At 69.3% G+C, this 18,012-nt stretch carries 17 protein-coding genes; 13 read left to right on the top strand and 4 right to left on the bottom strand.

The features are described 5' to 3' along the window. The first annotated feature begins 11 nt into the window (after positions 1-11). A complete protein-coding gene (locus PSV00_RS07080; RefSeq protein ID WP_300445812.1) occupies positions 12-2,318 on the top strand; it encodes an EAL domain-containing protein in 2,307 nt (768 codons plus the stop codon). A 12-nt stretch (positions 2,319-2,330) separates the two neighbouring features. Here PSV00_RS07080 and PSV00_RS07075 read toward each other — a convergent pair whose 3' ends face one another. After that, a complete protein-coding gene (locus PSV00_RS07075) occupies positions 2,331-3,536 on the bottom strand; it encodes an FAD-dependent oxidoreductase (RefSeq protein ID WP_300445811.1) in 1,206 nt (401 codons plus the stop codon). Between the two features lie 91 nt (positions 3,537-3,627). Here PSV00_RS07075 and PSV00_RS07070 point away from each other — a divergent pair, with 91 nt between their 5' ends. Genes PSV00_RS07070 through glk form a run of 12 tightly spaced genes read left to right on the top strand, consistent with a single transcriptional unit; the run spans position 3,628 to position 15,398 of the window. Further along, positions 3,628-3,948, top strand: a complete 321-nt coding sequence (locus PSV00_RS07070; RefSeq protein ID WP_300445810.1) for a YerC/YecD family TrpR-related protein — start codon at positions 3,628-3,630, stop codon at positions 3,946-3,948. A 10-nt stretch (positions 3,949-3,958) separates the two neighbouring features. Next, on the top strand, positions 3,959-4,840 hold the full coding sequence (hisG, locus tag PSV00_RS07065) for an ATP phosphoribosyltransferase (RefSeq protein WP_300445809.1): 882 nt from the start codon (positions 3,959-3,961) through the stop codon (positions 4,838-4,840). Next, positions 4,840-6,147, top strand: a complete 1,308-nt coding sequence (gene hisD / locus PSV00_RS07060; protein ID WP_300445808.1) for a histidinol dehydrogenase — start codon at positions 4,840-4,842, stop codon at positions 6,145-6,147. The genes hisG and hisD overlap by 1 nt, the downstream gene beginning before the upstream one ends. Beyond that, entirely contained in the window at positions 6,144-7,580 is a 1,437-nt protein-coding gene (gene hisB, locus PSV00_RS07055) for an imidazoleglycerol-phosphate dehydratase HisB (protein ID WP_300445807.1), read from the top strand. The genes hisD and hisB overlap by 4 nt, the downstream gene beginning before the upstream one ends. Then, positions 7,577-8,179 (top strand): imidazole glycerol phosphate synthase subunit HisH, encoded by a 603-nt coding sequence (gene hisH / locus PSV00_RS07050; protein ID WP_300445806.1) that lies wholly within the window; start codon positions 7,577-7,579, stop codon positions 8,177-8,179. The genes hisB and hisH overlap by 4 nt, the downstream gene beginning before the upstream one ends. Further along, a complete protein-coding gene (hisA, locus tag PSV00_RS07045) occupies positions 8,176-8,907 on the top strand; it encodes a 1-(5-phosphoribosyl)-5-[(5-phosphoribosylamino)methylideneamino]imidazole-4-carboxamide isomerase (protein WP_300445805.1) in 732 nt (243 codons plus the stop codon). Before hisH ends, hisA begins: the two co-directional genes overlap by 4 nt. After that, on the top strand, positions 8,904-9,671 hold the full coding sequence (hisF, locus tag PSV00_RS07040; RefSeq protein WP_300445804.1) for an imidazole glycerol phosphate synthase subunit HisF: 768 nt from the start codon (positions 8,904-8,906) through the stop codon (positions 9,669-9,671). The genes hisA and hisF overlap by 4 nt, the downstream gene beginning before the upstream one ends. After that, on the top strand, positions 9,668-10,288 hold the full coding sequence (gene hisIE / locus PSV00_RS07035) for a bifunctional phosphoribosyl-AMP cyclohydrolase/phosphoribosyl-ATP diphosphatase HisIE (RefSeq protein WP_300445803.1): 621 nt from the start codon (positions 9,668-9,670) through the stop codon (positions 10,286-10,288). Before hisF ends, hisIE begins: the two co-directional genes overlap by 4 nt. Before the next feature lie 33 nt (positions 10,289-10,321). Then, positions 10,322-11,788 (top strand): glucose-6-phosphate dehydrogenase, encoded by a 1,467-nt coding sequence (zwf, locus tag PSV00_RS07030; protein ID WP_300445802.1) that lies wholly within the window; start codon positions 10,322-10,324, stop codon positions 11,786-11,788. A gap of 36 nt (positions 11,789-11,824) precedes the next feature. Then, positions 11,825-12,535, top strand: coding sequence for a 6-phosphogluconolactonase (gene pgl / locus PSV00_RS07025; protein WP_300445801.1), 711 nt, complete (start codon positions 11,825-11,827; stop codon positions 12,533-12,535). Continuing rightward, positions 12,535-14,433, top strand: coding sequence for a phosphogluconate dehydratase (gene edd / locus PSV00_RS07020; protein ID WP_300445800.1), 1,899 nt, complete (start codon positions 12,535-12,537; stop codon positions 14,431-14,433). Before pgl ends, edd begins: the two co-directional genes overlap by 1 nt. Continuing rightward, positions 14,430-15,398 carry a glucokinase gene (glk, locus tag PSV00_RS07015; RefSeq protein WP_300445799.1) on the top strand — a complete coding sequence of 323 codons (969 nt, stop codon included), beginning with the start codon at positions 14,430-14,432 and terminating at the stop codon, positions 15,396-15,398. Before edd ends, glk begins: the two co-directional genes overlap by 4 nt. A 25-nt stretch (positions 15,399-15,423) precedes the next feature. On the opposite strand, the gene PSV00_RS07010 is transcribed toward glk, so the two are convergent. Genes PSV00_RS07010 through hmgA form a run of 3 tightly spaced genes read right to left on the bottom strand, consistent with a single transcriptional unit; the run spans position 15,424 to position 17,934 of the window. After that, positions 15,424-16,227, bottom strand: a complete 804-nt coding sequence (locus PSV00_RS07010; protein ID WP_300445798.1) for a DUF1295 domain-containing protein — start codon at positions 16,225-16,227, stop codon at positions 15,424-15,426. Between the two features lie 40 nt (positions 16,228-16,267). Continuing rightward, the gene (locus PSV00_RS07005; protein ID WP_300445797.1) at positions 16,268-16,639 is read right to left on the bottom strand and encodes a hypothetical protein; all 372 of its coding nucleotides are present in this window, start codon (positions 16,637-16,639) and stop codon (positions 16,268-16,270) included. After that, on the bottom strand, positions 16,636-17,934 hold the full coding sequence (hmgA, locus tag PSV00_RS07000) for a homogentisate 1,2-dioxygenase (RefSeq protein WP_300445796.1): 1,299 nt from the start codon (positions 17,932-17,934) through the stop codon (positions 16,636-16,638). The genes PSV00_RS07005 and hmgA overlap by 4 nt, the downstream gene beginning before the upstream one ends. Positions 17,935-18,012: the final 78 nt, after the last annotated feature.

Raw genomic sequence — 18,012 nt, 5'->3', positions numbered from 1 at the left:
TGCCCCGGGTGATGAGTTTCCGACACCTGCGCACCCGACTGGCTGTGCTCTACACCGGCCTGTTCGCGGCGGCCCTGTTGCTGGTTGCCCTCGCCGTGGTCACGGCCGTCACCGCCAGCGCCCGCCAGGTCGTGCTGAGCGAAATGACCGCCTCCGGTGCCGTGTACGCCCAGGTCTGGGAGTCCGGGTCGGCCCAACTGCGTCAGGGCGCGGCTGTTCTGGCCCACGATGACGGCTTCCGCCGGGCCTTCACCACCGGCGACGAGCCCCGCATCCGTTCCGCCCTCGACAATCTTCGCGCTCGCCAGAATGTCGACGGAGCCCTGATAATCGGCATCGACGGTCGTGCCACGGCCACCGGCCTGACCCTCGACGAGGCCTCGCGCGACGCCCTCTTTTCCGGGCTCGGCTCCCGCGGCATCGACGCGGGCGTCCTGACTATCAACGGCCAGCCCTATCAGGCGGTCGCGACCCCGGTAATGGCACCGATGCTGATCGGCTGGGTGGTCTTCGCCCGGAGGCTCGACGCCGGTCAGCTGCAGCAGCTCGAGGGTCTGTCGGCCATTCCCCTGACGGCCCGAATCCTGAGCCATGGCACCGACGGCTGGCACGACGCCGCCGCGGCCCCCTCGGGGGCTGTGCCAATCGCCGACATCATGGTCCGCGACGATGGTCGGGCCGGCACGATCCGCACGGCCGAGGGGGAGGCGATGACCCTTGTGCGCCCCCTGCCCAGTTTCGATCCCGCCGCGCCTGCAGCCCTGCTTCTGACCTATCCGATGAAGCTGGCGATGCGGCCCTACAGCGCCCTGCTATACTGGCTGTCGGCGATCGGTAGTGCCGGCCTGGCAGTTCTGCTGATCGGCACCTGGACCCTGGCCCTGGGCCTGACCCGGCCGATTTCGGCGCTCGACAAGGCCGTGCATCGCCTTCAACAGGGTGAACACGCCGAGGTGCCGGTTACCTCCAGCGACGAAATCGGACGGCTGGCGGCCAATTTCAACGTGATGGCCGGTGATATCCGCGACCGCGAGGCCCGCCTCACCCATATGGCCCTGCATGATCAGGAAACCGGCCTGCCCAACCGCCTGGCGCTCGAACGCCGCGCGGCGGCGAAGGACGGGGATTGGGTCATTCTGTTCAGCGTCGATCGCTTCGAGGTGGTCCGCAACGCCATCGGCTATGATTCCATGGCCCGCCTGCTGGGTGTGCTGGGCCAGAGGCTGTCCGCCCTCAGTGAAGGTGCCGCCATGGCCCGCGTCGGAGCCGGGGCCCTGGGTCTGATCATCGAGGCCGCCGACGACGAGGCCGCAGAGGCCCTGGCTGAAGCCCTCTGTGAAGCGGCTGACACCCCGATCCTGCTGAACGGGGCTCCGGTAGACATCGCCCTGACGGCCGGTCTGTCCTGTACCGGCCGCAATGATCCGAACATCGCTTCGGCCGTCGACCGCGCCGCCGTCGCCGTCGACCAGGCCCGCGCCGTCCGCCGTCCGACGGCGATTTTCGACAGCCGCGCCTATGGCGATCCGGGCGGCAATCTGTCGTTGATCAGCGAGCTGATGGAGGCGCTGCGCAATGGCGAGTTCTCGCTCAACTACCAGCCCAAATATGATTTCCGCGCCGAGGCCGTAACCGCCGTCGAAGCCCTGGCCCGCTGGACCCACCCGCGCCGTGGCGTGGTCTCGCCCGACCTGTTCGTCACCATGGCCGAGGAAACCGGCCACATCCGCCCGCTGACCGAATGGGTCATCCGCCAGGCGATCCGTGATCACGCGGCCCTGCGCACCGCCGGCCACGACCTGACCCTCTCGATCAATATTTCGGGCCGGTTGCTGGCCGACAACAGCTTCGCCGATTTTGCCCTGGCCGAGATCGCGGCGTCCGACGCCCGCCTCTGTTTCGAGATCACCGAGACCGCCGTGATGGACAATCCCGAGGTGGCCCTGGCCATCATCGACCGTTTCGCCGCGGCCGGGGTTGCCGTCTCGATCGACGACTATGGCTCGGGCCTGTCTTCCCTGGCCTATCTGAAGCAGATCCGCGCCGACGAGCTGAAGATCGACAAGAGCTTCATCCTGACTCTCGACCAGTCGGCCCGGGACGGCCTGCTGGTGAAATCGACGATCGATCTGGCCCACGGCCTCGGCCTGCGGGTCACGGCCGAGGGGGTCGAGACCCCGACCGCTCTCGCCCTGCTGCGCGGCATGGGCTGCGACATGGCCCAGGGCTATCTGATCGGTCGGCCCATGCCCCTGGCCGCCCTGATCCAGCGGCTCGACGGGCCGGTCGTCGCCGAGGTCGCGGTCCGGACAGCCTAGGCCGCTCTCGCTCTAGAGCCCCACCGTCTTCATCGACACTTCCGGATCGGCCAGCTTGACCGGATCGACCGGTGTGGCCCGCCCGATCAACTGACGTCCGCCCATGAACTCGGCCGGGGCATTGACCGCCTCAACGCAAACGATCCGGTCGCCATTCAGATGGAAGACCGCGAACCGTCCGCCCGCCGGATCGCCTCTCACAAGCTGACGGTCGGCATCATGGGGCAGGCCGGCGATCTGCAATTTGACCTCATACTGGTCTGACCAGAACCACGGCACCTCGGGCACAGGTGCGGCGCGGCCGGTTATGGCGGCGGCGACCTGTTTGGCCTGCTCCAGCGCATTGGGCACGCTTTCCAGCCGCTGCATCCGCCCCCCGTGCACCGGCAGGGGCCGGAAGGTCATGTCGCCGACGGCATAGATCGCCGGGTCCGAGGTCCGCGCCGTCTCGTCGACCACCAACCCATTGTCGCAGACCAGGCCCGCCGCGCGCGCCAGGCCGTCGCAGGCCAGCCCCCCGACCCCGACCAGCATCACGTCCGCCGCCACCTTTGAGCCGTCGACCAGCCGCACGCCGCCGTCCTCGAAGGCCGTGACCTCGACCCCGGTGCGGATATCGACGCCATGGGTCCGGTGCAGGGCGGTGAAAAAGGTCGACAGGGTCTCGGACGCCACCCGCGCCAGCACCCGGTCCATCCGTTCAAGCACGACGACCTCGGCCCCGAGGGCCCGCGCCGAGGCCGCCGCCTCCAGCCCGACATAGCCACCGCCGACCACGGCCAGCCGGACGCCGGGACGCAGCGCGGCCTTCAGCCGTTCGGCATCCTCCAGCGTTCGCAGCTCCAGCAGGTCGGGGCGGTCCGCGCCGGGGATGGCCAGTTTGCGCGCCGTCGACCCGGTCGCCAGCACCAGGACGTCATAGCCCTCCACGCTGCCGTCAGCGAACCGCACCCGCTTCTCACCCCGGTCGATCGCCGTCGCTGTGGTTCCCGTGCGCAGGATGATCCCCTGTTCGTCGTAGAAGCGGAGCGGACGCAGCAGCAGGTCGTCGCCCGTCGCCTCGCCCTTCAGCCAGGCCTTGGACAGGGGCGGCCGCTGATAGGGCGGTGAAGCCTCGGTCCCGGCCAGAATGATCGGCCCCTCATGGCCGTACTGGCGCAGCAGCGCCGCGACAGAGCCCCCGGCATGGCCGGCACCGATAATCAGGATCTTGGTCATGGGACCGGGAATAGCGACTTCCTGGCCCTTCTCCCAGCCCATGGCCAGAACCGCTTGACCGTTCCATCGTTACAGCATAGTGGAACAAGCCATGACCGACGCCCCCTCACCCAAGGCCCTGAAAAAGGCCGCCGACGACCGTATCGCGCTCTACGACGCCCTGCTGTCCCTGCGAACGCGTGAGGAGGTGGACGCCTTCCTGTCCGACCTGTGCACCCCGTCGGAACTGCGGGCTTTCGCGGAACGTTGGGCCGTCGCGCGCCTGCTCGACGAACAGGCGCAGACGTACCGCGAGATCGCCCTCGCCGCCGGGGCCAGCCCCACCACGGTCGTGCGGGTCGCCCGGTCCCTGAAAGACATGCCGCACCAGGGCTACCGCCTCGTGCTCGACCGCCTGAAAAAGAAAGCCTGAGTAGCCGATCATGAGTACCGTCCAGGGGCGACTTCGCATCGCCGTCCAGAAATCCGGCCGCCTGGCCGACCGTAGCCTCGACCTCGTCCGCGACGCGGGCCTGCGCGTGGTCAAGGGCAACAACGACCTGCTCTACCGGGTCGAGAACTATCCGATCGACCTGCTTCGGGTGCGCGACGACGACATCCCGACCTTTGTCGCCGACGGCGTCTGCGACCTGGGCATCGTCGGCGAGAACGTCCTGGAGGAGGCCCGCAACGGCGGGCCGACGGCCGAGGTGATCATGCCGCTGGGCTTCGGGCGCTGCACGCTGAAACTGGCCGTGCCGCCGACGCTGGACTATGCCGGACCGGCCTCGCTGGAGGGGCTGCGAATCGCCACCTCCTATCCCAAAATCCTGCGGCGCTATCTCGAGGCCCAGGGCGTCAACGCCGACATCGTGGTCATGCGCGGCGCGGTCGAGGTCGCGCCCCGACTGAAGCTGGCGGCGGCGATCTGTGACCTGGTCTCGACCGGGGCCACGCTGGAGGCCAATGGGCTGATGGCCCGCGAGACCGTGCTGCAGAGCGAGGCCGTGCTGATCCGCGCACCGCAGCCGCCCGAGCCCGGCCTGCAGCACCTGCTGGACAGCATCATCGAGCGGATGAGCGGCGTGGTGTCCTCCCAAGGGGCCAAATATGTGATGCTGAACGCGCCGCGCTCAGCTCTGGACGCCATCACCGCCATCCTGCCCGGAGCCGGCTCACCGACGGTCATGCCCCTGTCGGGGCGCGACGATGCGGTCGCCGTCCACGCCGTCTGTCAGGAGGCTGTGTTCTGGGAGACGCTGGAGAAGCTGAAGGCCGCCGGGGCCTCGGCCATCCTGGTCCTGCCGATCGAGAAGATGATGTGATGCGACTGATCGACTGGTCTTCCCTCGATGCCGACGGCCGCCGCGCCGCCCTCGCCCGACCACAACGCCGTACCGAGACGCGCGTGGCCGACGGCGTGCGCGCCATCTTCGACGACGTTCAGGCCCGCGGCGGTGCCGCCGTCACCGACTGGAGCCTGAAGCTGGACGGGGCGGCCCCGCGCCGCATCGCCATCACCCCGGACAGCGTGGCCGCCGCCCGTGACCGGCTGTCGCCCGCCGACACCCGCGCCATCACCATGGCCGCCGCCAATGTGCGCGTCTTCCACCAGCTGACGGTTCCGGTCGATACGGCGATCATCGAGACCACGCCGGGCGTGCGCTCGCAGCTGGTGTGGCGGCCGATCGCCTCGGCCGGTCTCTACGTGCCCGGTGGGTCGGCCCCGCTGTTTTCGTCCCTGCTGATGCTGGCCATCCCGGCCACGGCCGCGGGAGTCGAGCGCCGCGTCGCCGTGACCCCGCCAACGAAGGACGGCGAGCCCCACCCGGCCATGATCCTGGCCGCGGCCGAGGGCGGGCTGGACGATCTGTGGTTCATCGGCGGGGCCCAGGCCATCGCCGCCCTGACCTTCGGCGTCACCCTCGACGACGGCGAGATCGCCCCCTGTGACAAGCTGTTCGGCCCCGGCAATGCCTGGGTGGCCGAGGCCAAGCGTCAGGCCGCGGCCCTGCCCGGTGGCCCCGCCGTCGACATGCCCGCCGGCCCGTCCGAACTGCTGGTCATCGCCGACCTCGCGGCCGATCCGGTCATCGTCGCCGCCGACCTGCTGAGCCAGGCCGAGCACGACGCCGACGCCCAGGTGGTGCTGGTTTCCGACAGCAGGGCCGCGATTAATGCGATCCTCGAAGAGGTCGAGGCCCAGCTGCCGTCCCTGCCCCGCGCCGCCATCGCCCGGACATCCCTGTCCGAGGGGCGGGCTATCAAGGTGCGTGACCTGGCCGAGGCCTGCGCCGTCTCCAACCTCTACGGCCCCGAACACCTGTCGCTGCAGACCGAAACCCCCGAGGCGCTTGTGGCGCAGATTTCCGCCGCCGGGGCCGTCTTCGTCGGCAACTGCGCCGCCGAGACCCTGGGCGACTATGCCGCCGGACCCAGCCACGTCCTGCCGACTGACGGCGGGGCCCGCACCCTGGGCGGAATCACCACGGCCAGCTTCATGACCACCATGTCGGTACAACGAGTCACCGTCGCCGGAGCCGCCGCCCTGGCTCCGGTCGCCGCCCGACTGGCGCGGCTGGAGGGTCTGGAGGCCCACGCCCGCGCCGCCGACCTGAGGTGCGCATCATGATCAACCTGCCCGCCCCCTTTGCCCCGCTGGTCTCCGACGGCAGTGGTCTGGACCGCTATCCGGCCGACCCGTCCGCCCTCGCCGCCCGGATGGCCCGGATCTACGCCGTGCCGGTCGAGCAGGTCCTGCCGGTGCGCGGCCTGTCGCACGGGCTGGAGCTGGTCTGGCGCCTGTGCGCGCGGGACGGCCTGTCCGTCACCGCACCGGAGGCCCAGCCCTATGCCGGACTGGCGGCGATCTATGCGCGCCCCGGCATCACCGGCGAGACCGGGGCCGTCGTCATCCGCGCCCTCGGCTCGCCCGAGGCCGTGGCTGAAATGGCCGAACGCGTCGCCCCGGCCCTGCTGGTGATCGACGAGGGTCTGATCGAATTTTCAGACGCCCCGTCGGCGGCCGAAGCCATCGGCGACCATGCCAATCTGATCGTCCTGCGCAGCCTGTCGCTGGCCTACGGCCTGGCCGGGGCCCGGATCGGCGCGGCCCTGGCCCATGCTGCGACCCTCGCCCGGCTGGGCACCATGCTGGAGCCCTATGCCCTGCCCGAACCGTCGATGCGGCTGGCCCTGCAGGCGCTGGATCCGTCGCGCATGGTCGAGACGTCCGGGCGGATTGCCACCGTGCGGTGCGAGCGTGACCGGGTCGCGGCGGCGCTGGGTCGGGTGATGGCCATCGAGCCGGGCGTCGGCCCGATCGTAATGGTCCGGCCGGCCGATCCGGAGGCCACCCTGGCGGCGCTGGAGAAATTCGGGGTTGCGGTCGACCGGTCCGGCGACCGGCTGCGCCTGCCCGTCTCCATCCGGCCTGAGGACAATGACCGGCTGCTGACCGCCCTCGGCATCGGTCCGGCCCCGCGCCGGGCGGCCCGCACCGGCGAGGCCGTGCGCGATACAAAGGAGACCCGGATCGTCTGTGTGGTCGACCTCGATGCCGCCGGTCCGGTGGCCATCCACACGGGCGTCGGCTTCTTCGACCACATGCTGGAACAGGTTGCCGCCCACGGCGGCTTCTCCATCCGGCTGTCGTGTGAGGGGGACCTGCACACGGATCCGCACCACACGATCGAGGACAGTGCCATTGCCCTGGGCCAGGCGCTGAAGCAGGCCCTTGGCGAGCGGCGCGGCATCGCCCGCTACGGCTTCGTCCTGCCGATGGACGAGGCCAATGCTTCGGTGTCGATCGACCTGTCGGGCCGGCCCTACCCGGTGTTCGAGGGGACGTTCGCCACGCCCTTCATCGGTGACTATCGTACCGACATGACCGCCCATGTGTTCCGCTCCCTGGCCGAACACCTCGGGGCCGCGATCCATGTCACGGTGACCGGCGACGACGACCACCACAAGACCGAGGCCGTCTACAAGGCCTTCGGCCGCGCCCTGCGCCAGGCCATCCGCGTCGAGGGTGACGCCATCCCCTCGACCAAGGGGGTGCTGTGAGCACGGTCACCGTCGTCGGCTACGGCGCGGGCAATACCGCCTCGGTCCAGTTTGCGCTCGAACGTCTGGGGGCCTCGGTCGAGATCACCGACGACCCGCAGGTGATCGCCGCCGCCGAACGGCTGATCCTGCCCGGTGTCGGCGCGGCCGCCTATGCGATGGAAAGACTGGAGACCCTGGGCCTGAGCGCGCCGATCCGCGCCTTTGGCCGCCCGCTTCTGGGCGTCTGTCTGGGCCAGCAACTGCTGTTCGAGCGCAGCGACGAGGGCGGCGGCGTCGACCTGCTGGGCCTGATCCCCGGCACGGTGCGGAAACTGGAAGGTGGCCCCGCCCTGCCGGTGCCGCACATGGGCTGGACCCGGCTGGAGGGGGTGAAACCCGACCCGCTGTTGGGCGGGGTCAGCGACGGCGACTATGCCTATTTCGTCCATAGTTTCGTCTGCCCGGTCACCGACGCCACCCTGGCCACCGCCGACTACGGCACCGCCGTGCCTGCCGTGGTGCGCAGCGGCAACCGCTGGGGTTGCCAGTTTCACCCCGAGCGCTCGGCCGCGACCGGCGCGCGTATCCTGCAGAATTTCCTGGGCCTCCCCCTATGATCGTCTATCCCGCCATCGACCTGCGTGCCGGCGTCTGCGTGCGTCTGATGCATGGCCGGTTCGACCAGGTCACACGCTATGACGACCACCCCGCCGCCCGGCTGGCCGCCTTCGCCGCCTCGGGCGCAACCTGGGCCCATATCGTCGATCTGGACGGGGCCGAGGCCGGGCGCGCGGTCCAGCACACCCTGATCGGCGAACTGGCCAATTCGGTCGACATCCGCATCCAGTCCGGCGGCGGCGTGCGCACAGCCGAGGATGTCGCCGCCCTGATCGACGCCGGGGTTGCCCGGGTCGTGGTCGGGTCGCTGGCCGTGTCCCAGCCCGAGACCGTGGCCGACTGGCTGCGCCGCTTCGGTCCGAACCGCCTCACCCTGGCCATCGACGTCAGGGCCGACGGCGACCGCTATGTCCCGGCCCTGAAGGGTTGGACCCAGGCCGCCGATGTCGATCTGTGGGCGGCACTGGACCGCTATCCGCCCGATCTGGCCCGGCACCTGCTGGTCACAGACGTCGGGCGCGACGGGGCCCTGACCGGGCCCAACCTCGACCTGCTGGGCCAGATCGTCCGTCGCCGCCCCGACCTGCAGGTCCAGGCCTCGGGCGGCGTTGCTGTCCTCTCCGACCTGACCGAAGCCGCCGCCATCGGCTGCGCCGGAGCCATCGTCGGCCGCGCCCTCTACGAAGGCCGGTTCACCGTCGATCAGGCCGTCGGAATCGTCACATGACGGCGCGCCGCATCATCCCCTGCCTCGACGTCCGCGACGGCCGGGTGGTCAAGGGCGTCCGGTTCGAGAACCACGTCGACATGGGGGACGCCGCCGACCTGGCCGCGCGGTATCGCGACCAGGGGGCCGACGAGCTGGTCTTCTATGACATCACCGCCTCGCCCGAGGGGCGCACGCTCGACTACGGCTGGGTGCGCGACATCGCCCGGCTGCTGGACATCCCCTTCTGCGTCGCCGGCGGCATCCGTACCGTCGACCAGGCCGCCCGCTGCCTCGACAACGGGGCCGACAAGGTCTCGATCAACTCCCCCGCCCTCGAACGGCCGGACCTGATCGGCGACATGGCCGCCCGGCTGGGCAGCCAGTGCGTCGTCGTCGGCGTCGACAGCCGGCTGGAGGACGGGGACTGGGTCGTGCACAAATACACCGGCGATCCCGACGCCCGCCGCGCCGCCGGCCGGCGCACGATGGACTGGATCGTCGAGGCCCAGACCCTCGGGGCCGGCGAGATCGTGCTGAACTGCATCGATCAGGACGGCGTGCGCCATGGCTATGACATCGCCCAGCTGGCCGAGGCCCGGTCGCGGCTGACCATCCCGCTGATCGCCTCGGGCGGGGCCGGCGCGGCCAGCCATTTCCTCGATGTGTTCCGTGACGCCGATGTGTCCGGAGCCCTGGCCGCCAGTGTGTTCCACACCGGGGCCCTGACCATTCCCGATCTGAAGACCTTCCTCTCTGACGCCGGCCAGGAGATGCGCCTGTGACCCTCGACCCCGACACGCTGGATTTCGCCAAGGGCAACGGCCTGATCCCGGTGGTGGTCCAGGACGCCGACACCCTGCAGGTCCTGACCCTGGCCTATATGGATCGCGCCGCCCTCGACGAGACGATCGTCTCCGGCGAGGCCACCTTCTTTTCGCGCTCGCGCGGTGGACGCTGGCGCAAGGGCGAGACCTCGGGCAACCGGCAGACCGTCGTGACGATCACCCCCGACTGTGATCGCGACGCCCTGGTGCTGGCGGTGCGACCGATGGGTCCCGCCTGCCATCTGGGCACCACCAGTTGTTTCGGTGACGCCGACGCCCCCGGTCTGGGCCGGATCGCCCGACTGGAGGCGACCATCGCCGAACGCGCCGCCGCCGACCCGGCCACCAGCTGGACCGCTCGCCTGCTGGCCGAGGGACCCAAGCGGGTCGCCCAGAAGGTCGGTGAGGAGGGCGTCGAGACCGCCCTCGCCGGTGCCGCCGGTCCGGACGAGGAAGTGTGTTCAGAAGCCGCCGACCTGATCTATCATCTGCTGGTCCTGCTCCGCGCGCGTAACTTGGTGTTTCAGGACGTCCTCAACGTGTTGGCTCAAAGGGCCGAAGCGGCCAAACACTGACCGAGGCGGATTTAACGGGAAGCGACACCTTTTATGGCGGCACTGGTTCTCTTCGGCGGCGGCGGCGACCTGGCCATGCGGATGCTGCTGCCCTCGCTCTATTTCCTTGAGCGCGACGGCCTGCTTCCGGACGGTCTGAAAATCATCGCCGCAGCCCGGAGCGAAGAAACGGTTCCCGCCTATATCGCCCGCACCCGTGAAGCGGTCGAGGCCCGGGCCAGGGCCGACGGCGGCTGGGACCCGGCCAGCTGGGACCGGCTGGCCCTCCGCCTGGACTATCTGGCTGTCGACGCCACGAAAGCCGAGAGCCTGAAGACCCTGAAGGCCCGGGTGGGCGACGATGAGGACCTGACCTCCTTCCTCGCCGTGTCCCCGTCGCTGTTCGGCCATATCGTTGATGCGATGGCCGAGGCCGGACTGGCCGGACCAAAGTCGCGCATCGTCATCGAGAAGCCGGTCGGCCGCGACCTGGAATCCTTCCTCGAGATCGACGAGGCCGTGCGCCGCGCCTTCACCGAGGACCGCGTGTTCCGCATCGACCACTACCTCGGCAAGGAGACGGTCCAGAATCTGATCGCCCTGCGGTTCGGCAACACCATCTTCGAACCACTGTGGAACAACCTGACCATCGACCACGTGCAGATCACCATCGGCGAGACCGTCGGGGTCGGTGACCGCTGGCCGTACTACGACGAGTACGGCGCGCTGCGGGACATGGTGCAGAACCACATGCTGCAGCTTCTCTGCCTGGTGGCGATGGAGCCGCCATCGGATCTGGACCCGGACTCGGTGCGCAACGAGAAGGTCAAGGTGCTGCGCTCGCTGCGCCCGATCACACCCGAGGACGCCGAGACCGTCACCGTGCGCGGCCAGTATATCGCCGGGACCGTCGACGGTGGTCCGGCGGCCAGCTACAGCGAGGATCGCGGCCAGCCGTCCGACACCGAAACCTTCGTCGCCATCCGCGCCAATATCGACAATTGGCGCTGGGCCGGGGTGCCCTTCTTCATGCGGACCGGCAAGCGGCTGAAGGAAAAGCGCACCGAGATCGTCATCCAGTTCAAGGCCGTCCCGCACTCGATCTTCGGACGCGACGACACCCGCGGCGATGTCAGCGACAACCGTCTGGTCATCGAACTCCAGCCGGACGAGGACATCTCCCTGACGGTGATGAACAAGCGACCGGGCCTCGATCTGCGCATGCAGCTGCAGCCGATCCGCATGTCCCTGTCGTGGGGCGTTGACGGCAAGGGCGAGGCCGCGCCGCGCCGTCGCATCGCCTATGAGCGGCTGCTGCTCGACGCCATGGCCGGCGACTCGACCCTGTTCGTGCGGCGCGACGAGGCCGAGAAGGCCTGGGAGTGGGTCGATGACGTGTCGCGCGCCTGGGCGGGGGCCGCCGTCCGGCTGGAACCCTATGCCGCCGGCACCTGGGGCCCGGCCTCGGCCCGCAAGCTGCTGACCGACACCGGTCGGGCCTGGAACAAGAATGATGTTTGACGACCGCCTGCCCTCTGCCCGATTCGGACGACGCCTGTGATCCCTGCCATTGAGACCTTTGCCACCGCCAACGCCTGGGCCAGGGCCTGCGCTACCCGGCTGACCGACGGCCTCACCGCCTCGCTCAAGGCCCGGGGCCGGGCCGTGTTTGCCGGGTCGGGCGGCTCGACTCCCAAGCCGATCTACCAGGTCATGGCCGAGACGGCCCTCGACTGGTCGAAGATCGCGGTCACCCTGATCGACGAACGCTACGTCCCGGAAACCTCACCGGACTCCAATGCCCGTCTGCTGAGCCGGACCTTGCTGAAGGGCCCGGCCGCGGCGGCCCGTTTCGTGCCCCTGTTCCACCCGTCGATCACGGTCGACCGCTCGGCCCTGATCGCCGCCCGGGACCTGGCGGCCGAGGTCGGCGGCATCGATGTGGTGTTGCTGGGTATGGGCGAGGACGGACACATCTGCTCGATGTTCCCCGGCAGCCCGACGCTGGAAAGCCTGCTGAGCCCGCACCTGCAACCGACGGTGCTGGGCGTGCCCGCCGGGCGCGACGGCGCGGCCCCGTCGATGGAACGCCTGTCCATCAACCTGCCTTATCTGGTCAGGGCCGAACGGGTCATCCTGGCCCTCACCGGCACCGCCAAACGGGCGGTGTTCGAGAGCGAGGCCGTCGGCGATCCGGCGACCCGACCCATCGCTGCCCTGATTGAAGCCGGGGTCCCGCTTCAGGTCCTGTGGACGGAGACTGCCTGATGGCCGCTGCCAAGACCAAACTTCATCCCGTTGTCGCTGCGGTTACCGCGCGGATCGTCGATCGCAGCCGCGCCACCCGCACCGACTATCTGCGCCGAATGGACGCCGCCGGCAGCTCAGGCGTGGGCCGGGCCAAGCTCAGTTGCGCCAACTGGGCCCATGCCTTCGCCGGGGCCCCGATCAAGGACAAGCTGACCGCCATGTCCGGTGCCCAGCCGAACCTCGGGGTGATCACCGCCTACAACGACATGCTCTCGGCCCATCAGCCGTTCGAACGCTTCCCCCAGGTGATCCGCGACGCCGTGCGCGAGGTCGAGGCCACGGCCCAGGTGGCGGGCGGGACCCCCGCCATGTGCGACGGCGTCACCCAGGGGCGTCCCGGCATGGAGCTGTCGCTGTTCAGCCGCGACGTCATCGCCATGTCGACCGGCATCGGCCTGACCCACGACGCCTTCGACGCCGTCATGTGCCTGGGCGTGTGCGACAAGATCGTACCGGGCCTGTTCATGGGGGCGCTGGCCTTTGGCCACCTGCCGGTGATTTTTGCCCCGGCCGGTCCGATGCCCTCGGGCATTCCCAATGCCGAAAAGGCCCTGGTCCGCGCCGAATACGCCCAGGGCAAGGTCGACCGCGCCACCCTGCTGGAAACCGAGATCGCCTCCTACCACTCGCCGGGCACCTGCACCTTCTACGGCACCGCCAACTCCAACCAGATGATGATGGAGCTGATGGGGCTGCATCTGCCCTCGACGGCCTTTGTCCACCCCGACACCGGCCTGCGCGACGCCCTGACGGCGGCGGCGGCGCAGCGCGCGGTCGAACTGGCCCGCACAGGCAAGAGCCGGATGGCCGACGTCATCGACGAGAAAGCCATCGTCAACGGCATCGTCGCCCTGCTGGCCACCGGCGGCTCGACCAACCACGCCATCCATCTGGTGGCCATGGCCCGGGCGGCCGGGATCATCATCGACTGGACCGACATGGACCAGCTGTCCTCGGTCACCCCGCTGCTGACACGGATCTATCCGAACGGCACCGCCGATGTGAACGCCTTCCAGGCCGCCGGCGGCGTGGCCTTCGTCACCCGCGAACTGGCCAAATCCGGCCATATCCATTCCGACGTCACCACCGTGATGGGCAAGGGGATCGCCGCCTATTTCCAGGAGCCCGTCCTGCTGGACGGCAAGCTGGTCTGGCGCGACGGCGTGGCCGAGAGCCTCGACACCACCATCCTGCGCCCCGCCTCGGACCCGTTCGACCACGAGGGTGGGCTGCGCCTGTTGCAGGGCAATCTGGGCCGGGCCGTGATCAAGGTCTCGGCGGTCAAGCCGCAGCACCGCATCGTCGAGGCCCCGGCCCGGGTGTTCGACAGCCAGGAAGGCTTCCTCGCCGCCTTCAAGGCCGGCGAGCTGGACCATGACGGCATTGCCGTGGTCCGCTTCCAGGGCCCGCGCGCCAACGGCATGCCCGAACTGCACAGCCTGTCTCCGGGTCTGGGCGTGCTGCAGGATCGCGGTTTCAAGGTGGCCCTGGTCACCGATGGCCGGATGTCAGGGGCCTCGGGCAAGACCCCTGCCGCCATCCACGTCACCCCCGAAGCCCTCGACGGCGGGCCGCTCGCCTATGTCCGCGACGGCGATGTGATCCGCGTCGACGCCGAGACCGGCGAACTGCATGTACGGGTCGAGATGCACGAGCTGATGGCCCGCAAGCGCGCCCGCCCGACCGAGTCCCAGGACTGGGGCTATGGTCGCGAACTGTTCGGAGCCTTCCGCGCCGGGGTCAGCCCGGCCGAACAGGGGGCCTCGGTCTGTTTCTCCGGCCTGCACGGCGGCGGCAAGCCCGAGATTCGGGACGTGTCCGATCCCAACTGGGTCAATGCGGCAGTGGATGCATGAGTCCCTCCACCCTTCTGGTCGGCGATGTCGGCGGCACCAACGCCCGCTTCGCCACCGTGCATCTGATCGATGGCCGGCCGGTGCTGGACCGGGTCGAGAGCTATCCGGCGCATCGTTTTCCGACCTTCCTCGCCGGGGTCGCCGCCTTCCTCGATGACTGCACGGTCCGGCCGACCGGCGGCGTCATCGCCGTGGCCGGACCGGTCACCGACGGCGAGATCGACCTGACCAATTCGCCATGGCGGGTGTCCGAACGCGAGCTGGCCGACCTGGGTCTGAACCCGATCCGGCTGATCAATGATTTCGAGGCCCTCGCCTGGGGCGCGCCGATCGTGCCGTCGGACCAGCTGGCCTCTCTGGGCGGACCCGAGGACGGCGATCCGCACGCCACCCTGGCGGTGCTGGGCCCGGGCACCGGCTTCGGCGTCTCGGCCCTGATCCGCGACAGTCACGGCCAGCAGATGGCCATGCCCAGCGAGGGCGGCCACGTCTGTTTCGCCCCCGGGGATCCGGTGGAGGACGAGATTCTGCGCATCCTGAGGCGTCGCTATGATCGCGTTTCGATCGAGCGCCTCATCTGCGGCCCCGGCCTGCTGAACCTGCACAGGGCCCTGGCCGAGATCGACGGGCGGGAAAGCCACATCAACGACCCCGCGACCATCACCCGGGACGCCCTGGCCGATCCCCACAGCGCCTGCGGGGCCACCCTGGCCCGGTTCTGCGCCATCCTCGGGGCCGTAGCGGGAGACATCGCCCTGACCACCGGCGCACGCGGCGGCGTCTATATCGCCGGCGGTATAGCCCCGCGCATCCTGCCCTTCCTCAAGGCCAGTCCCTTCCGCGAACGGTTCGAGCGCAAGGGCCGGTTTCAGCCCTATATGGCCGCCATCCCGACCCAGGTGATCCTGCACCAGTATGCAGCCCTGCTGGGGGCCGGTCGCGTCGCCTTCACCGATCCGGGCTGATCACGCCGGGGCCGTCGCCGGCGGCTCAGGACCGTTTCGGCGGCCAGGGAATGAAGGCGCTGGTGCGCGCCACATAGGCGGCATAGCCGGGGCGCGACTGGTGGATGGCCTTTTCGGTGATGCCGATGCCCGACCAGCGCGTCAGGGTGAAGGTCAGGAACAGCGGCCCGGCGATCGACCACAGGCCCACGGCCCCGCTCTCGGCCGCGATCAACCACAGACCCCACCAGACGCAGGCGTCGCCGAAATAGTTGGGGTGGCGGGTATAACGCCACAGGCCCGTGTCCAGCACCGTTCCGCGGGTGGCCGGGTCCTTGCGGAAGGCGCTCAGCTGGGCGTCACCCACCGTCTCGAACACCAGCCCGGTAAGGGCCAGGACCGCCCCGACGATGGCGATCGCCCCCAACGGCGGCGTCGCCGTCACCTGACCCAGCTGCACCGGCAGGGAGGTCAGCCAGGCCAGAACCGCCTGCGGCAGGAAGACGATCAGCAGGGCGGTCTTGCCGAAGCTCCAGCCCTTGTTCGCACGCTCCTTCAGGATGGCGACATAGCGGGCGTCGGCCCCGTTCGCGCGCCAGCGCCGCAGCAGGTGCCAGGCCAGCCGCACGGCCCAGAGCGTGACGATCCCCAGCAGCAACCATTTTCGTCCCGGATCGCCGTCGGTCCGCGGCCAGGTCACCAGGGCCAGAAACAGCATGGCCAGCGGCCAGACACCGTCGATGAAACTGACGTCCCGCACCTTCATCGCCACCAGCCACAGGGCCACCATCATCCCGACAATCAGGGCCAGGTTCACGGACAGAAGGACGGCGATTTCAGTCAGGGTCATGGTTCAGAAACGGATCCCGATGGCGGTTGGATGCACCGCTTCAGTCGATACAGAGTGTGGCCTCGGCCCGACCGTTCTCGACCGTGGTGAAACAGCCGAAACGGTTGCTGCTGGCCTGACACTGGCCGACGGCCGGCGCGCCCTCCTGCGGGCGGGCGGCCATGTCCTCGATCCGGCAGTCGCCCAGGCAGTCGTCGCCGTCAGTGCAACGCTTGCCGGCGTCGGCGTATTTGATCACGCACTGCAGACTCTGCATCCGGCCGACCGGTTGCAGTTCGCCGCCGCGCGCAGCACAGGCGGCGGCAGTCGGGGTCTGGTCCGTGATCACCGGGCCGTCGGGACTCGGGACAACCGGCGCACAGGCCGCCAGCAGCAGGGCGGCGGCGGCCGCCATCAACAGGCGCAGGCTCATGTCACGTCTCCCTTGTCGAATCCGGTCCAGACCTCGTCATAGTCCAGCTGCATCAGCGGCGAGGTCTGGGCCCAGCGCGTGGTGCGGATCGGCAGCCGGGTCTCGAACATGAAGGCCAGGGTGTTGTCGATCTTGACCGGTTTGAGGTCGGCCGAAATCGCCTTGTCATAGCTGGCCTGGTCGGGGCCGTGGCCGCTCATACAGTTGTGCAGACTGGCCCCGCCGGGGGCAAAGCCGCCCTCCTTGGCGTCGTATTCACCGGTCACCAGCCCCATGAACTCGCTCATCACATTGCGATGGAACCACGGCGGCCGGAAGGTGTGTTCGGCCACCATCCAGCGCGGCGGGAAGATGACGAAATCGCAGTTGGCCGTGCCGGGCGTGTCGCTGGGCGCGGTCAGGACCGTGAAGATCGACGGATCCGGATGGTCATAGCTGACCGTGCCGATCGTATTGAACCGGGCCGTATCGTATTTGTAGGGCACCAGATTGCCGTGCCAGGCAACCACGTCCAGCGGACTGTGGTCGAAGGTGGTGGTCCAAAGCCGCCCGGCGTATTTCTGGATACATTCGGTCGGGCGGTCGAGGTCCTCAAAGGCCGCGACCGGGGCCTGGAAGTCGCGCGGATTGGCCAGACCGTTGGCACCGATCGGCCCCAGGTCAGGCAGGCGGAAGGGCGCACCGTAGTTCTCGCAGACATAGCCCCGGATCGGCCCGTCGCAGTCGACGCGGAACCGCACGCCGCGCGGGATGACGACGATCTCGCCGGGTCGGGCCGCAATCCGTCCCATCTCGGTGACGAAGGTCTGGTCGCCCGACTGCACCACGATCAGCAACTCGCCGTCGGCGTCATAAAACACCCGGTCGACCATCGACCGGTTGGCCGCATACAGATGGATGCCGATGCCGTTCAACGCCTCGGCGTCGCCGGTGCCGCCATAGGTGATCAGCCCCTCGACCCAGTCGGTCGGGGTATCCGGCATCGGCAGGGCGTCCCAACGCATGCGGTTGGGATTGGGCTCGGCCTCGGTGAAGGGGGCCGACCGCAGCCGTCCCTGGGGGAAGGGGCTGTAGGCCGGGTGCTGGGCCGACGGCCGCAGCCGGTACAGCCAGCTGCGCCGGTTTTCGGCGCGCGGCGCGGTGAAGGCCGTGCCCGACAACTGTTCGGCATAGAGTCCCATCGGGGCCTTCTGCGGCGAATTCTGCCCCTCGGGCAGGGCCCCGGCCACCGCCTCGGTGACGAAATGATTGCCGAAGCCGGACTGGTAGTGGGGCGCTTTGGCGCGAGTCGTCATGGTGCGTATCTCCCTGCTGATGGTTTAGCGCCGCCGCCGCGGCACGTCACCCGTCTCGACCACCTTCACCCGCGTGAC

This window comes from Brevundimonas sp. (assembly GCF_029945885.1).
Taxonomy (GTDB): domain Bacteria; phylum Pseudomonadota; class Alphaproteobacteria; order Caulobacterales; family Caulobacteraceae; genus Brevundimonas.
Note: the sequence above shows the minus strand (reverse complement) of the source record. Positions and strands in the feature narration are given on the sequence as shown.

What these genes read in the sequence shown, in the direction of transcription:
- PSV00_RS07080 (WP_300445812.1), top strand. Translation starts at nt 12, where the DNA reads ATGAGTTTCCGACACCTGCGCACCCGACTGGCTGTGCTCTACACCGGC.
- PSV00_RS07075 (WP_300445811.1), bottom strand. Translation starts at nt 3,536, where the DNA reads ATGACCAAGATCCTGATTATCGGTGCCGGCCATGCCGGGGGCTCTGTC.
- PSV00_RS07070 (WP_300445810.1), top strand. Translation starts at nt 3,628, where the DNA reads ATGACCGACGCCCCCTCACCCAAGGCCCTGAAAAAGGCCGCCGACGAC.
- hisG (WP_300445809.1), top strand. Translation starts at nt 3,959, where the DNA reads ATGAGTACCGTCCAGGGGCGACTTCGCATCGCCGTCCAGAAATCCGGC.
- hisD (WP_300445808.1), top strand. Translation starts at nt 4,840, where the DNA reads ATGCGACTGATCGACTGGTCTTCCCTCGATGCCGACGGCCGCCGCGCC.
- hisB (WP_300445807.1), top strand. Translation starts at nt 6,144, where the DNA reads ATGATCAACCTGCCCGCCCCCTTTGCCCCGCTGGTCTCCGACGGCAGT.
- hisA (WP_300445805.1), top strand. Translation starts at nt 8,176, where the DNA reads ATGATCGTCTATCCCGCCATCGACCTGCGTGCCGGCGTCTGCGTGCGT.
- hisF (WP_300445804.1), top strand. Translation starts at nt 8,904, where the DNA reads ATGACGGCGCGCCGCATCATCCCCTGCCTCGACGTCCGCGACGGCCGG.
- zwf (WP_300445802.1), top strand. Translation starts at nt 10,322, where the DNA reads ATGGCGGCACTGGTTCTCTTCGGCGGCGGCGGCGACCTGGCCATGCGG.
- edd (WP_300445800.1), top strand. Translation starts at nt 12,535, where the DNA reads ATGGCCGCTGCCAAGACCAAACTTCATCCCGTTGTCGCTGCGGTTACC.
- glk (WP_300445799.1), top strand. Translation starts at nt 14,430, where the DNA reads ATGAGTCCCTCCACCCTTCTGGTCGGCGATGTCGGCGGCACCAACGCC.
- PSV00_RS07010 (WP_300445798.1), bottom strand. Translation starts at nt 16,227, where the DNA reads ATGACCCTGACTGAAATCGCCGTCCTTCTGTCCGTGAACCTGGCCCTG.
- PSV00_RS07005 (WP_300445797.1), bottom strand. Translation starts at nt 16,639, where the DNA reads ATGAGCCTGCGCCTGTTGATGGCGGCCGCCGCCGCCCTGCTGCTGGCG.
- hmgA (WP_300445796.1), bottom strand. Translation starts at nt 17,934, where the DNA reads ATGACGACTCGCGCCAAAGCGCCCCACTACCAGTCCGGCTTCGGCAAT.